Origin of the sequence: Escherichia sp. MOD1-EC4550 (assembly GCF_963876935.1) — a bacterium.
GTDB lineage: Bacteria > Pseudomonadota > Gammaproteobacteria > Enterobacterales > Enterobacteriaceae > Escherichia > Escherichia coli_F.
Map to the genome: position 1 here is coordinate 1 of NZ_CAWNSE010000022.1, position 14,789 is coordinate 14,789.

Here is a 14,789-nt window from a genome sequence, read left to right on the forward strand (position 1 = left end):
CTTCTCCCAAACCAACGTTTATGAAAATGCAGAAATAACAAGCAAATGGCATCATTCCTGCTTTTGTCAGGGAGATCTACCATGCTTATTGGCTATGTACGTGTGTCAACAAATGACCAGAACACAGATCTACAACGTAATGCGCTGAACTGTGCAGGATGTGAGCTGATTTTTGAAGACAAAATAAGCGGTACAAAGTCCGAAAGGCCGGGACTGAAAAAACTGCTCAGGACATTATCGGCAGGTGACACTCTGGTTGTCTGGAAGCTGGATCGGCTGGGGCGCAGTATGCGGCATCTTGTCGTGCTGGTGGAGGAACTGCGCGAAAGTGGCGTTAATTTTCGCAGCCTGACGGATGCTATTGATACAAGCACGCCGATGGGGCGTTTTTTCTTTCATGTGATGGGGGCCTTGGCTGAAATGGAACGAGAACTGATTGTTGAACGGACAAAAGCTGGACTGGAGGCTGCTCGCGCACAGGGACGAATTGGTGGACGTCGTCCCAAACTTACACCAGAACAATGGGCGCAGGCCGGGCGATTAATTGCATCAGGAGTTCCTCGCCAGAAGGTAGCGATCATCTATGATGTTGGTATATCGACACTGTATAAGATGTTTCCGGTGGGAGATAAATGAAACCGTAGCACGTCGTATGCAAGAACGTGCTGCGGTTGGCTGGTGAACGTTCGATAGTGCGGGAATTGAATGATTTCCGGCCGTTATCGATTTAACTAAATCGTGTCTATGTTTTTTTGCTTGCTATATACGCTTCCTGCTATAAACTCAGCATGTGGCGATTTTGAACATTTTTTTGTATAAAAAGAGGGGTTATGTCTAACGCGATACTTTGGTATGAGATTAAGAATATCGGTAGCTTTGAAGATGAAGGTGGGTTCGTAGACCTAACTACTACAGCTAAAGATAAGAAAAAAGAACTGTGGGTAGATGTAGATGGACACAAGGTCAATCTGATTACTGCTATCATGGGGGCGAACGCCTCCGGTAAGACAACACTTCTTAAACCAATGTCTTTCTTGAGTTGGTTTTTTTGGTCTATACCAGCAAAAGTAACTGATTATCTGTATTTAAACATTAATCGGCCTTTTACAAAACCGGGTATGATTAAAATATGTTTTGTTTTAGATGGAAAAGTATACACATATGTTGTTACGGCCTGCGACCATTTTGTCATTAAAGAAGAATTGTATGTAAGAAATGAGAAAAATAAAAATATCTATGTTTTTAAAAGGAAGTTGGATAAAGAAAATTATGAGAAACAGTTAAATAATTGTAGTGATGATTTTAGTCATCAAGAAGTTGAAGAACTGTTAAAAACAATAAAATATGATTATGTTGAAAAAGCAGAACTTTTTCCTTTAGGGCTTTTAGAGGGTAAGAGAACTCCTGCTAATACAAGTATAATTTCTGCTGCTCGCCGTGTAGGCGTTCCTTTGGCTATAGATATAGCCGAAAAAATGAGCAGTACTACTAATGTAAATGCTATGGGAAGGTATAGCTATGATTATGGAGATTTAGGTGCGACAGCGGAGGATTTATATAAAGATCCAGTAGCCTTTAAAAGTGTAAAAAATATTTTACGCAAATGGGATTTAGGTTTAGATGATATAACTATAGAAAAAGAAGAGAAAGTTGATATAAACGGTGAGAAGGATGTTTATTATATTATAAATGGTATCCATGAAAAAGAAGATGGTTCCAAGTTTGAGTTACCCTTTGCATTTGAATCTGCTGGAACACAAAGTGCATTTATCAGATTGCATAATATTATGCAATGTCTGAAAAAAGGAACAGCATGCTTTATTGATGAACTTGGTGATGATTTGCACCCACATATGGTTAAACCTATATTAGAGTTGTTTATCAGTAAAGAAACAAACCCGTTACATGCACAGTTAATTTTTACTTGTCATAAACCCGAATTGATAAATTATTTGGGTAAGTACCGTGTGTTGATTACTGAGAAAAAATTCAATAGAAGTGAATGTTATCGACTTGATGATTTTCCATCCAGTGAGGCGCGAGTCGACGATAATATTGCGGCTAAATATTTAGCTGGTGCTTTTGGAGGAGTACCAGACTTATGATGAAGCCCAGACGTGTAAAGCGTGGAGTTGAACGAACTAAGCTTTTGATGTGCGAAGGAATTACTGACAAAAGATTTGCTGATTGTTTAAAACGACTCTTAACAACTAGGACTGCAGGGTTTAGTGTTAGGTTAGATGATGCCGGCGGTGGAGGACCGAAATCCGCTATAATGGCTGCTATAAACCATGCTGGTAGTTTTGATAAAAGAGTTGTTTTTATTGACTCAGACCTTGCAATACCTACTGATGCTCTATCTGCTGCTAGAAATAGAGACATACAAATCATTCAATCCTCACCATTTTGTTTGGAGGGGTTTTTAATGAGGTTAATGGGGCATAATCAACAATTTGTCAATTCGCAGGAGGCAAAAGAGTCATTTCACAGGCTCTATAATTTGAAAAATGTTGTAACACAAGAATGGTATGAAGAGTATATAACACTTCAGCATATAAACTCTGTGCTCAGCGATCATAGGCATGTTTGTCGAGAAGTTTTATCGGACCTGTGTGATGTATTCACCGTATTTTAAAACTTCCCTTGAGGCAATATCGTTAACTTAAGCAAAGTAGTACAGTGTTTCACCGGACAACGGGTTTTTGATATTTTAACAGCCCGCTGCTTTGATGGTCTGGGCTTTCATATAACTAGGGAGCTGCGGCTCCTTTGCGTATCCTCATTTGTTTCATCATCGGTTGACTGGCGTCTTTTTTATTGTTGTAACTTGATGTTTTTGTTTTTTGGCTCTATCTGATTATGATTGATGGAGGGGGGCGCAGACACGTGTATGCGAGAACGTGCTGCGGTAGGTTGGTTAACTTCCGATAGTGCGAGTATTGAATGATTGCCAGTCGTTACCGATTTTACCTGTTTATTAGTGAACAAACCATTCGTCAGCAGACTCTCAGGTATCTTTCAGAGTCTCCTGAACAAATGTTTTTGCAGAATCCTTATCTGCGGTGCGTGTAACAGAAAGCCCATCATTGCTGGTGGCTTTTACGATCATCTCCACATCGTCATAACGCTTGCCAATGTGTTGGGGTAATTCTTCCTTTAACGCGTCCACAGCGCCGTTTGGCATTTGGTCATTTTGTCTTTGGCTATGGAGATCTCAATACGCATAATACTTCTTTTGTACTGCGTTTGTAGACACTATTATTCTTATCTGTGTAAATAAACAGTATCAAGACTTCGTTTTAGCTGCATAAGAAAAAAGAGATGGATACATTCGGAAAGATTTTGATGGTGGTAGGCTAAGTGAATAGCCTAAAGGTGTTTTACCCCAATTATTTCCCGGTATTTCTCCGCATAAAAACAATCATAAAAAAAACAGCCATAATAGGCTGGTTCTTAAGGGATTTTTGGTCCACGAGAGAATTTGAACCTCCGACCCCCGATGACGATTGGCGTTAGTAGAATAAGCCGAATAGTTTGGTGTAGAAACCTATCCCAGTTCCGGCAATCCCAATCAAACTATAAAGTGGATGGGTCTTAACTAAATCAATTAATACGACGGGCTTAATGCCATAAAGATCCCAAAAAGTTGCATCTGTCTTCAACGTCTTATCATGGGTCCGATCGATGATATTTGCGAAAATGTCAACTTTTCGGAGGGTTGAACGATGGAGCTCCAAATAATTACCGTTCTTGAATGCATCGGCTTCTTCGGCTCCTTGCAAGGCATCTAAATCTGCAATACCGTTCATTTCAGTCAGGCTCATTAACCGACCTTTCCTACCTTTTGCTGACGTATGGGGAGCATAGGAACGACCGTAAAGAGCAACTAAGACGCGAGCAAGATCCATCTTCCTCTCATCCTGCAGAATGTATGGCTCACCGCCTAAAACACGAAACCTATGCTCAATTGCTTGGAAGCCATATGCTTCGTCTCTCATATTCCAGTGTATATACGTGAAGTTCGCATGGTTCCGTAAAAACTGGAAGTAATCGGCGAGCATATGATGTTCCAACTCATCAAGATGATCATTTATATCATCCAACTTATGCTGTAATTCGGCTGATTTATGAATGGACCATGAATGCGTTTGGGCTGAGGCCAGATTTCTGACAGCTATGGACGTCACTCGACGCGACTGTCCAGAATCGTTTTCATAGAAGGATTCACAGGAGTAATGGATAAGGTAAGATTGCTCTGCGTTGGCAAAGGCCTTTTCTAGGGCTTTTCTGTTTTCCTTTCTGTTCGCAATGCGAACCAATTCGGATGAAGACATTGGCCACTCCAATGGTTAAAACACTACCCTAAATACAAAAAAGCCCGCATAAGCGGGCTTTTTTGTCACTCTGGAACCGCGGCTCCTTTGCGTATCCTTTTTTGTCTCCTCACCGTCTGGTCGGTGTCCTGCCGAGACTGCTAACTTCCTGTTTTTGTTGGTGTTGTCCTTGCACCGTCCAATCATGATTGGTGGAGCTGGCGGGAGTTGAACCCGCGTCCGAAATTCCTACATCCTCGGTACTACATGCTTAGTCAGTCTTTACATTCGCTTGCCAGCTGCGGACGGACACGCCACTAACAAACTAGCCTGATTAAGTTTTAACGCTTCAACCCCAGGCAGGGCTTCCACGCGATCTCTTTTGGGTTTGACCTCTCTTGATCCCCGTCCTAAGAGCGGAGGCTAGGGAGAGAGGGCTCTAAGCAGGTTATTAAGCTGCTAAAGCGTAGTTTTCGTCGTTTGCGACTATTTTTTGCGGCTTTTTACGAGGCCAACCGCCCCTCGGCATGCACCTTGGGTTTCGCAAATCCCGTCGAATCCAGAATCAGCCCCAATGTGTAACGGTAAGTATACCAGATTCATGAGTGCCATGACCAGCCTCAATGGCGTTATCGTTAAAGATTTAGCACCCGTGTAGCCTGATTTTTATTCGATTAAGCAATGGGATGGCAACATTTGGGTCGGATGTGATAGCCAATAAGATGTTCATTCGCGCCGCCGGAGAGGGTGGCGCGGTGAGGAACTGGTCAATAATTGGAGTGCAGATTTAACGGTGGGCGTTTTTCATGATACGCGCTTTATCCACCTGCCATTCGCGTTCTTTGATGTCTGAACGTTTATCGTGCTGTTTCTTACCTTTAGCGACGCCGATTTTCACTTTGCACCAGGCATTTTTCCAGTACAGGGAGAGCGCCACTACGGTATAGCCTTCTCGATTGACGCGACCGTACAATGAGTCCAGTTCGCGCTGGTTGAGAAGTAACTTGCGGGTACGGGTAGGATCGCACACCACATGCGTGGATGCCACAGCCATTGGCGTGATGTTAGCGCCAAACAGAAATGCTTCTCCATCACGTAGAAGGACGTAGCTGTCGCTGATATTGGCTTTTCCTGCGCGCAGGGATTTAACCTCCCAGCCTTGCAGGGCAAGTCCCGCTTCGAACTCTTCTTCGATAAAGTATTCGTGACGGGCGCGCTTGTTAAGCGCGATGGTCGCTGAACCAGGTTTATGTGCTTTTTTCTTCGTCATAAGCGTTGTGAATCATCGGTAATCTGAAATCGAAAACACCCCATATCAATCCTGCGGGGGACAAGGCTCTATCTTAGCATGAACCCGATGTTACCCAGCGCCGGGATAGCGTTTTTTTTACAGCAGGATAAATGATATTATTTGTTGGATTTTTGTTGATGGAAATTGTTATGCCTCAGATTAGCCGGACCGCACTGGTACCCTACAGCGCGGAGCAAATGTATCAGTTAGTGAATGACGTTCAGTCTTATCCTCAGTTTTTGCCGGGTTGTACCGGAAGTCGGATTCTGGAGTCCACTCCTGGGCAGATGACCGCGGCGGTAGATGTCTCTAAGGCTGGGATCAGCAAAACGTTTACTACCCGCAACCAGTTGACCAGTAACCAAAGTATTCTTATGAATCTGGTGGATGGGCCGTTCAAGAAATTGATCGGTGGATGGAAGTTTACGCCGCTGAGCCAGGAGGCGTGTCGTATCGAGTTTCATCTCGACTTTGAGTTTACCAATAAGTTGATTGAACTCGCCTTTGGCCGCGTGTTTAAAGAGCTGGCGGCTAATATGGTCCAGGCTTTTACGGTTCGTGCGAAAGAGGTTTACAGTGCCAGGTAAAATTGCCGTTGAGGTGGCTTATGCTCTACCTGAGAAGCAGTACCTGCAGCGCGTGACGCTGCAGGAGGGCGCGACGGTTGAAGAAGCTATTCGCACCAGTGGCTTGCTGGAATTGCGTACCGATATCGATTTAACTAAAAACAAAGTCGGCATTTACAGCCGTCCGGCAAAACTGAGCGATACCGTGCATGATGGCGATCGGGTGGAGATTTATCGTCCTCTCATTGCCGATCCGAAAGAGCTTCGCAGGCAACGAGCAGAAAAATCAGCGAATAAATAACAGACAGAAAAAAGGTGCTCATTGAGCACCTTTTTTAACGCCTTTGAGAGCAACTTTATTATTAGTTACCACTCAGCGCAGGTTTGTTATCAATGTTGGTCAACACCCCGCTACTGTTAAAGGTCAGCGTCAGCGTTTGCTGCGTTACACCTTCATGACCTGGTTGCTGGCGGAAGACATAGAACCAGGTATTCGTACCAAATGGATCGGACATCAGCGGTGTACCCAATGCGTACGCAACTTGTTGTTGCGTCATGCCAACACGTATTTTGGATACGTCGTTAGCGGTCAGATAGTTCCCCTGGTTGATGTCAGGACGGTAAACCACTCGCTCCAGAGTGGAACAGCCTGCGGTCAACATCAATAGTACTGCTGCTGCAGCAGTCAGCGTTTTACAGCGCATAGTGATTTGATTCCTTTTCGGGCCCGAGCAGTACGTGGCTCATCTGTAATATGCCGATGATAATAGACCTTTCATCACTTTAAAACCTTTTGCTTTCCGGTCTTACGGCGTTTTGCTGTTTACTCTGACCGTGAAGCAGGAAAAAAGTTTACGCCGCAAGCAGTTCTTTCGCATTCGCCAGTGTGTTACGTGTGACTTCACTGCCACCAAGCAGGCGCGCCAGCTCTTGTAACCGCGCTTTTTTGTCCAGCGACTCCATATGCGTTTCTGTCATCGCACCATCGGTTTCTTTGCTGACAAAATAGTGTTGATGACCACATCCCGCGACTTGTGGCAGGTGGGTAACACACATCACCTGAGTTGATTCGCCGAGTTGACGCAGCAGTTTGCCGACAACTGCCGCTGTTGGACCGCTAATCCCTACATCCACTTCATCAAAAATCAGTGCCGGGGTTTCCATTTTACGCGCTGTGATGACCTGAATTGCCAATGCGATGCGGGACAATTCACCACCAGATGCGACTTTGGCAATAGGCTGCATTGGCTGACCTGGGTTGGTGGTTACCCGAAACTCAATACGATCAGCGCCGTCAGCGCCCAGGTGATGCTCGTCAAATTTAACATCAATCGTAAACTGCCCATGCGGCATAGAGAGTGCATGCATACTGTCGGTGATCAGCTGTGCCAACTCATTTGCATAATGCTGGCGTTGCTGGTGTAACGCGCGCGCCGTTTCCAGTGCCTGCTGATGATGTTTCGTTACCGCCAGCGCGAGCGTTTCTTGTGAGTCGGCCTGATCGTCCAGTTGCTGCTGCTCTTCCAGTAGCGACTGGTAATACTGTGGCAATACCTCAGGGCTGACGTGATGTTTACGTGCCAGCGAAATCTGTTTTGAGATGCGCTGTTCAAGTTCAAACAGTCGGTTGGGATCGAGATCCAGACGATCGCAGTAGTGGCGTAGTTCGTCGCTGGCTTCAACAATCTGGATGGTAGCTTCTTCCAGCATATCAAGTACGCCGGACAGTTTGCTGTCCATGCCAATCAATTCGCTCACCAGTTGTTTAGCCGTGTAAAGCTGGCTTTGCAGGTTTGCGTCTTCGCCGTCGGCCATTAATGCCAATGCATTCTGGCTGGTGGTCAGTAATTGACCGCTGTTCGCCAGACGTTTGTACTCTTCGTCGATTTGCTCAAACTCTCCGGGCTGCGGATTAAATTCGTTAAGTTCTTTTAATTGGTATTGCAGCAGCTCCGCACGAGCGGCGCGTTCCTGACTTAACTGTTGATGATGAGCGAGGTCGCGGCAGCTTTGATGCCACAACTGATAACGTGCGGTCATTTCCTGAAGCAGAGAGGTTTCATTAGCATAGCCATCAAGCAGGAATTTTTGGTGCTCGGGTTTGGTGAGTAATTGATGGGCGTGCTGACCATGGATCTGAATGAGCAACTGGCCCAGTTCGCGCAGTTGTGACAGTGGAACAGCTGTACCGTTGATAAAACCACGAGAGCGACCATCGCTACTGATTACGCGACGAAGCAGGCATTCACGGCCATCTTCCAGTTGGTTTTCTTCCAGCCAGCGCAGTGCTGCGGGTGTATCTTTCAGAGAAAAACGGGCGCACAGATCTGCGCGAGCAGCTCCGGTACGCACCATGTCGGCTTCAGCGCGACCGCCGAGACAAAGGCCCAGGGCATCTATTGCAATAGATTTACCCGCGCCAGTCTCGCCGGTGATTACGGTCATGCCGCTGTGAAAATCAATCTCAAGCTCACGAACGATAGCAAAGTTGCTGATGGTCAGTTGTGCCAACATAGTTGTTTTCCTGTATGAAAAACCATTACTGTTATTGTGTACAGTATAAACTGGTTTTATATACAGTAAAGAGGCTGGCGTAAAATTAGAATAATTTTTTTGACCAGCCGAGCTTGGTGCTTAATGTATTGAAATAGCTGTAATCTTTCGGATGAATCAGATTCAGATGGTAATCACAGCGACGAATCAGGACATCTTCTCCTTCCTGAATCGGCAGTGCTATCTGGCTGTCGCAACTGATTTCCAGGTCGTTACGGCGATGTGAAAAACGCAGACGGATCGTGCTGCTGCTGTTTATGACCAGTGGTCGTGCTGACAACGTATGCGGGAACATGGGCACCAAGGTAATTGCATCCAGAGAAGGCGTCAGGATTGGACCGCCTGCCGAGAGAGAATAGGCAGTAGAGCCTGTAGGTGTCGAAATAATCAGGCCATCGGAACGCTGCGAAAACGCAAAGATCTCGTCGATATATACTTCGAATTCAATCATATGCGCCACTTTTCCTGGGTGAAGCACCACTTCATTTATCGCGGTGCTGATGCGCTTTTGGCAATCTTGCTGACAGACTTGCGCTTCCAGCAAAAAACGTTTCTCGCTGATGTAGTGACCTTCCAGCACATCGGCTAATTGTTGCTGAGCGTTATCGGGGTCAAGGTCGGTCAGGAAACCCAGGTTGCCACGGTTGATTCCAATAACTTTAATATCGTAACGGGCGAGTGTGCGCGCCGCGCCCAGCATATTACCGTCGCCACCAACGACTACCGCGAGATCAGCCAGTTGCCCAATCTCCGCGAGCGTGCCAGTTTTCACATTCTTCAGTTGCAGTTCGTGAGCGATTTGCTGCTCAACGATGACCTCGTAACCTTTTGTGCATAGCCAGCGGTAGAGCATTTCATGTGTTGTCAGTGCAGTGGGGTGCCGTGGGTGTCCCACAATGCCAATACACTTGAAATGATTATTCATTTTTTCGAGGTCCTTGTTGCGAAGATTGATGACAATGTGAGTGCTTCCCTTGAAACCCTGAAACTGATCCCCATAATAAGCGAAGTTAGCGAGATGAATGCGAAAAAAAACGCGGAGAAATTCATGAGTAGTAAAGAACAGAAAACGCCTGAGGGGCAAGCCCCGGAAGAAATTATCATGGATCAGCACGAAGAGATTGAGGCAGTTGAGCCAGAAGCTTCTGCTGAGCAGGTGGATCCGCGCGATGAAAAAATTGCGAATCTCGAAGCTCAGCTGGCTGAAGCCCAGACCCGTGAACGTGACGGCATTTTGCGCGTAAAAGCCGAAATGGAAAACCTGCGTCGCCGTACTGAACTGGATATCGAAAAAGCACATAAATTCGCGCTGGAGAAATTCATCAACGAATTGCTGCCGGTGATTGATAGCCTGGATCGTGCGCTGGAAGTGGCTGATAAAGCTAACCCGGATATGTCCGCGATGGTTGAAGGTATTGAGCTGACGCTGAAGTCGATGCTGGATGTTGTGCGTAAGTTTGGTGTTGAAGTGATCGCCGAAACTAACGTGCCGCTGGACCCGAACGTGCATCAGGCCATCGCAATGGTGGAATCTGATGACGTTGCGCCAGGTAACGTACTGGGTATTATGCAGAAGGGTTATACGCTGAATGGTCGTACGATTCGTGCGGCGATGGTTACTGTAGCGAAGGCGAAGTAAATGTCTGATGGCCGACGTGAAGTCGGCCATTTTTTTAGCTTAAAAAATCCTGTACTTCCAGCCACGGCGTGTTGAAATCATCTATTTTTTTATAGTCGTTCATTGGCAGAACGACCACGTTATAGGTGTCAGAACCTTCATTCAGATCAAAAATCTGAAAGCCTCTCTTATTGAGTTCGGTCTGGATGCGTTCAAAGATCTCGTCAAGGTAGCGGTCTCCGGCTTCACAGACATCGGAGATTTCATCCTCTTGGGTTATTTCGACAAGAAGATTCCTTAATTCCTCAGAAGCTGTCAGGTTTTTTGTGAGTTCATAAAAGCGATCTGCAGCAAAATTAGCCAGCTCACCTTCTTCATCTTCACCTTTCCAGTCAACGAGTTGAATTAATCCTTCACTGCGTAGAACCTGTAAAAATGCCTGCGCCAGGTCATGATTTCCGAGATCGCCTCCACTGCAATCGAGAACGTCTTGCAATCCATATTCGTCTTCATCTTCGTCTTCAAAGATTTCAGGTTGCGTCGAAAGTTGAGAGAAAATAGTGGGCCATAAGGTTGGGGTGTGCTGTAAAAAAACGCTGGCGACGACGTTGAGGTCGTCGGCAAAATCCTTATCCCATTCAATTACATAATCTTCTGACATAACATCAATATCCTTTCCGAATGCTTGAAAAGACATTATTACATTGCTAAGTAAATGACAGGAATTGATGGAATCCTAAAAGATGGCGATAAAAAAGGCGAACCGGAGTTCGCCATTGTGTTACTCCGCCACACTCTCACGCAGCGGTTTCACAGGAAAAACTTTTACCTGCTTAATCATATTGTCCTGTACATCGAGAATATCGATATCGTACTCGCCAATACGCACGCGAGTTCCTGCGACAGGAATCTCTTCCAGTGCCTCAAGAATGACGCCATTAACCGTTCGTGCATCATCTTCCGGTAGATGCCAGTTAAAGGCTTTGTTGATTTCCCGCACGTTGGCAGTGCCATCGATAATCACCGAACCGTCGTTTTGCGGCGTGACCTCTTCGGCGAGCGTTGGCGACATCGACGTGGTGAAATCACCAACAATCTCTTCGAGAATATCTTCGACCGTCACCAGACCCTGAATATCTCCATACTCGTTGACGACCAGGCCGACTTTCTTTTTGTTGCGCTGAAACTTCACCAGCTGCGTGCTGAGCGGCGTACCTTCCGGGACAAAATAGATTTCGTCCGCGGCGCGTAGCATGGTTTCTTTGGTGAACTCTTTTTTCTCCGACATCAACCGCCAGGCTTCACGCACACGCAGCATACTGATGGCATCGTCCAGCGAGTCACGGTAGAGCACGATGCGTCCGTGAGGTGAGTGGGAGAGTTGGCGGAGAATCGATTTCCAGTCATCGTTGATATCAATACCGATAATTTCACTGCGCGGCACCATGATGTCATCGACAGTCATTTTTTCCAGATCGAGTACCGACAACAGCATATCCTGATTGCGACGGGAAATTTGTGACCGCGATTCGTGCACAATGGTGCGTAATTCTTCTTTGCTTAAAGAGCCACTGACCACGATATCGGTTTTGATGCCCATCATGCGCATTAACATGCGGGTAATAGCGTTCAGCAACCAGACCAGCGGCATCATCAAAATTTGCAGCGGCGCCAGCAGAAAACTACTTGGATAGGCGACTTTTTCCGGGTACAGCGCGGCAATGGTTTTCGGCAATACTTCAGCAAAAACCAGTACGACAAAAGTTAGTACACCAGTCGCAATTGCCACGCCCGCATCCCCGTACAAACGCATCCCCACAATAGTACCGAGCGCGGAGGCAAGAATATTGACCAGGTTATTGCCGATTAACACCAGGCTTATCAGGCGGTCTGGCTTACGCAGCAATTTTTCGACACGTTTGGCCGAGCGATTACCCTGTTTCGCCATATGCCGCAGACGATAGCGGTTGAGGGTCATCATTCCGGTTTCGGACCCGGAAAAATAGGCTGAAATGACCACCATGATGATCAGAATAATGATCAACGTAGTAGTAGAAATGTGTTCCAGGGGAAACTCCTTTTCTGGGATTAGCTGATTAACTGCTGGACAATTCGGCTACCGAAGTAGGCCAGTGTCAGAATGACCGCACCCGCAACGTTAAACCAGACGACGCGGCGTCCACGCCATCCTTCATGATAATGTCCCCACAGCAGCACAATATAGACAAACCACGCCACGATAGAGAGCACGGCCTTGTCGATATTTTCCATGCTAAATAAGTTGTGCATGTAGAACAGACCAGTGCAAAGAGTGAGCGTTAACAGCACCACGCCAATCTGCGTGATGTGGAACATTTTACGCTCAATACTCATCAACGGCGGCATTTCCTGGTTAAACGCCAGCTTCTTGTTCTTCAGTTGGTAATCAATCCACGCCAGTTGCAGCGCGTACAGGGCAGCGATAATCAGCGTGGCATAGGAAAAGAGCGATAAGCCAATGTGAACCAGCATCCCAGGCGTTGCTTCCAGATGGGTGATGTATTCATTGGGCATAAAGGTTGCCAGCGCCAGGTTGATAAGCGCAAAGGCATAGACAATGGGTAGCAGTAACCAGCCACGATTGCGGGAAGCCACGATGGTCATTACCGTACAGATCATCAAACTGACCAGCGAACCAACGTTCAGTAAGCTGAGGTTTTGTCCGCTATCACCGTCGGGCAAGATGCGGGCTTCCAGAGCGATTGCGTGGCAGACCAGCGCGATGACCGCAGAAATAATAGCCATGCGCCGCCAGCCGCCGTTTTTTTGCAGCAGACCGGGAACAATCAGCGCAAGACTGACGGAGTAGGCGACAAGCGCGAGCAGAGCAAAAACGGGCATAGTAATGTCGACAGTTTGAGCAATAAGAAAGAGAAGCAGTATAGCGTCAGGTGAACGCTGCTCCAACCGTTGCATAACAACAAAGACGCCTTCATGTTATACTGCGGCAAAATACTGATGATGTGTCGCGATTGCGGCCAACCGTTTCCACCCCAGGCGAGAGACAATGTTTGATAATTTAACCGATCGTTTGTCGCGCACGCTGCGCAATATCAGTGGCCGTGGACGCCTCACTGAAGACAACGTAAAAGATACGCTGCGCGAAGTGCGCATGGCGCTGCTGGAGGCGGACGTCGCCCTGCCGGTAGTGCGTGAGTTTATCAATCGCGTAAAAGAGAAAGCGGTTGGTCATGAAGTTAATAAGAGCCTGACGCCGGGGCAGGAGTTCGTCAAAATCGTCCGTAACGAACTGGTTGCGGCGATGGGCGAAGAGAACCAGACCCTGAATCTGGCTGCGCAACCGCCAGCGGTGGTACTGATGGCGGGCCTGCAAGGTGCCGGTAAAACAACCAGCGTGGGCAAGCTCGGTAAGTTCCTGCGCGAGAAGCATAAGAAGAAAGTGCTGGTGGTTTCTGCCGACGTTTATCGTCCGGCGGCAATCAAACAGCTTGAGACACTGGCAGAGCAGGTGGGTGTTGATTTCTTCCCTTCTGATGTTGGTCAGAAGCCGGTTGATATCGTTAACGCGGCGCTGAAAGAAGCCAAACTGAAATTCTACGACGTGTTGCTGGTGGATACCGCCGGTCGTTTGCACGTTGACGAAGCGATGATGGACGAGATCAAGCAGGTCCATGCATCGATTAATCCGGTTGAAACTTTGTTCGTGGTTGACGCCATGACTGGTCAGGATGCGGCCAATACGGCAAAAGCATTCAATGAAGCGTTACCGCTGACCGGTGTGGTACTGACTAAAGTCGACGGCGATGCTCGTGGCGGTGCGGCGCTCTCGATTCGTCACATCACTGGCAAACCGATCAAATTCCTCGGCGTTGGCGAGAAAACCGAGGCGCTGGAGCCGTTCCATCCGGACCGTATCGCTTCCCGTATTCTCGGCATGGGCGACGTACTGTCGCTGATCGAAGATATCGAAAGCAAAGTTGACCGCGCGCAGGCAGAGAAATTAGCCAGCAAGCTGAAAAAAGGCGACGGCTTCGATCTCAACGACTTCCTTGAGCAACTGCGCCAGATGAAAAATATGGGCGGCATGGCTAGCCTGATGGGCAAACTGCCGGGTATGGGGCAGATCCCGGATAACGTCAAGTCGCAGATGGACGATAAAGTGCTGGTGCGTATGGAAGCCATCATCAACTCGATGACGATGAAAGAGCGCGCTAAGCCAGAAATCATCAAAGGTTCGCGTAAACGCCGTATCGCTGCCGGTTGCGGTATGCAGGTGCAGGACGTTAACCGTCTTCTGAAACAGTTCGACGACATGCAGCGCATGATGAAGAAAATGAAGAAGGGCGGAATGGCGAAGATGATGAGAAGCATGAAAGGGATGATGCCGCCGGGATTTCCTGGTCGCTAAATGACCTTATGCGACAGAGTTATTAACTGCTGATTGCATT

At 47.2% G+C, this 14,789-nt stretch carries 15 protein-coding genes, 1 other RNA gene and 1 pseudogene; 7 read left to right on the forward strand and 10 right to left on the reverse strand.

All coding sequences use genetic code 11. From position 1 onward, the window contains the following. The first annotated feature begins 81 nt into the window (after positions 1–81). From pinE to AACU19_RS15955, 3 genes are all read left to right on the forward strand, one after another. Positions 82–636: a site-specific DNA recombinase gene (gene pinE / locus AACU19_RS15940; RefSeq protein ID WP_096937445.1), complete on the forward strand. Its 555-nt coding sequence runs from the start codon at positions 82–84 to the stop codon at positions 634–636. Between the two features lie 194 nt (positions 637–830). Then, the gene (locus tag AACU19_RS15950) at positions 831–2,105 is read left to right on the forward strand and encodes an AAA family ATPase (protein WP_105279184.1); all 1,275 of its coding nucleotides are present in this window, start codon (positions 831–833) and stop codon (positions 2,103–2,105) included. Next, the gene (locus AACU19_RS15955) at positions 2,102–2,635 is read left to right on the forward strand and encodes a hypothetical protein (RefSeq protein WP_085453487.1); all 534 of its coding nucleotides are present in this window, start codon (positions 2,102–2,104) and stop codon (positions 2,633–2,635) included. Before AACU19_RS15950 ends, AACU19_RS15955 begins: the two co-directional genes overlap by 4 nt. Before the next feature lie 372 nt (positions 2,636–3,007). Here AACU19_RS15955 and AACU19_RS15960 read toward each other — a convergent pair. From AACU19_RS15960 to smpB, 4 genes and pseudogenes are all read right to left on the reverse strand, one after another. Next, positions 3,008–3,225 (reverse strand): annotated as a pseudogene (locus tag AACU19_RS15960) (DinI-like family protein). A 287-nt stretch (positions 3,226–3,512) separates the two neighbouring features. Further along, the gene (locus tag AACU19_RS15965; protein WP_046083086.1) at positions 3,513–4,334 is read right to left on the reverse strand and encodes a hypothetical protein; all 822 of its coding nucleotides are present in this window, start codon (positions 4,332–4,334) and stop codon (positions 3,513–3,515) included. A gap of 189 nt (positions 4,335–4,523) precedes the next feature. After that, positions 4,524–4,886, reverse strand: a transfer-messenger RNA (tmRNA) gene (ssrA, locus tag AACU19_RS15970). Positions 4,887–5,100: 214 nt separating this feature from the next. Further along, complete coding sequence (gene smpB, locus AACU19_RS15975; RefSeq protein WP_000162574.1) at positions 5,101–5,583, reverse strand: SsrA-binding protein SmpB; 483 nt, start codon at positions 5,581–5,583, stop codon at positions 5,101–5,103. Positions 5,584–5,753: 170 nt separating this feature from the next. Here smpB and ratA point away from each other — a divergent pair, with 170 nt between their 5' ends. Both ratA and AACU19_RS15985 read left to right on the forward strand, forming a co-directional pair. Beyond that, on the forward strand, positions 5,754–6,191 hold the full coding sequence (ratA, locus tag AACU19_RS15980; RefSeq protein ID WP_001300750.1) for a type II toxin-antitoxin system toxin RatA: 438 nt from the start codon (positions 5,754–5,756) through the stop codon (positions 6,189–6,191). Continuing rightward, positions 6,181–6,471 (forward strand): RnfH family protein, encoded by a 291-nt coding sequence (locus AACU19_RS15985; protein WP_001117842.1) that lies wholly within the window; start codon positions 6,181–6,183, stop codon positions 6,469–6,471. Before ratA ends, AACU19_RS15985 begins: the two co-directional genes overlap by 11 nt. A gap of 61 nt (positions 6,472–6,532) precedes the next feature. Here the strand turns inward: AACU19_RS15985 and bamE are convergent, their stop codons facing one another. The 3 genes from bamE to nadK form a co-directional block, all read right to left on the reverse strand. Next, a complete protein-coding gene (gene bamE / locus AACU19_RS15990; RefSeq protein WP_001203437.1) occupies positions 6,533–6,874 on the reverse strand; it encodes an outer membrane protein assembly factor BamE in 342 nt (113 codons plus the stop codon). Positions 6,875–7,022: 148 nt separating this feature from the next. Next, positions 7,023–8,684 (reverse strand): DNA repair protein RecN, encoded by a 1,662-nt coding sequence (gene recN / locus AACU19_RS15995; RefSeq protein ID WP_000880951.1) that lies wholly within the window; start codon positions 8,682–8,684, stop codon positions 7,023–7,025. Positions 8,685–8,769: 85 nt separating this feature from the next. After that, positions 8,770–9,648: an NAD(+) kinase gene (nadK, locus tag AACU19_RS16000; RefSeq protein ID WP_001059169.1), complete on the reverse strand. Its 879-nt coding sequence runs from the start codon at positions 9,646–9,648 to the stop codon at positions 8,770–8,772. 123 nt (positions 9,649–9,771) lie between these two features. Between nadK and grpE the strand changes: the two genes are divergently transcribed. After that, a complete protein-coding gene (gene grpE / locus AACU19_RS16005; RefSeq protein WP_001300112.1) occupies positions 9,772–10,362 on the forward strand; it encodes a nucleotide exchange factor GrpE in 591 nt (196 codons plus the stop codon). 34 nt (positions 10,363–10,396) lie between these two features. Here grpE and AACU19_RS16010 read toward each other — a convergent pair whose 3' ends face one another. The 3 genes from AACU19_RS16010 to AACU19_RS16020 all read right to left on the reverse strand — a co-directional run bounded on the left by AACU19_RS16010 (position 10,397) and on the right by AACU19_RS16020 (position 13,221). Next, entirely contained in the window at positions 10,397–11,002 is a 606-nt protein-coding gene (locus AACU19_RS16010; RefSeq protein ID WP_105279185.1) for a DUF6630 family protein, read from the reverse strand. A gap of 120 nt (positions 11,003–11,122) precedes the next feature. Beyond that, complete coding sequence (locus tag AACU19_RS16015) at positions 11,123–12,409, reverse strand: HlyC/CorC family transporter (protein WP_010723175.1); 1,287 nt, start codon at positions 12,407–12,409, stop codon at positions 11,123–11,125. Positions 12,410–12,429: 20 nt separating this feature from the next. Further along, positions 12,430–13,221, reverse strand: coding sequence for a cytochrome C assembly family protein (locus AACU19_RS16020; protein WP_001338897.1), 792 nt, complete (start codon positions 13,219–13,221; stop codon positions 12,430–12,432). Positions 13,222–13,387: 166 nt separating this feature from the next. Between AACU19_RS16020 and ffh the strand changes: the two genes are divergently transcribed. Next, a complete protein-coding gene (gene ffh, locus AACU19_RS16025) occupies positions 13,388–14,749 on the forward strand; it encodes a signal recognition particle protein (protein WP_000460035.1) in 1,362 nt (453 codons plus the stop codon). Positions 14,750–14,789 lie beyond the last annotated feature (40 nt).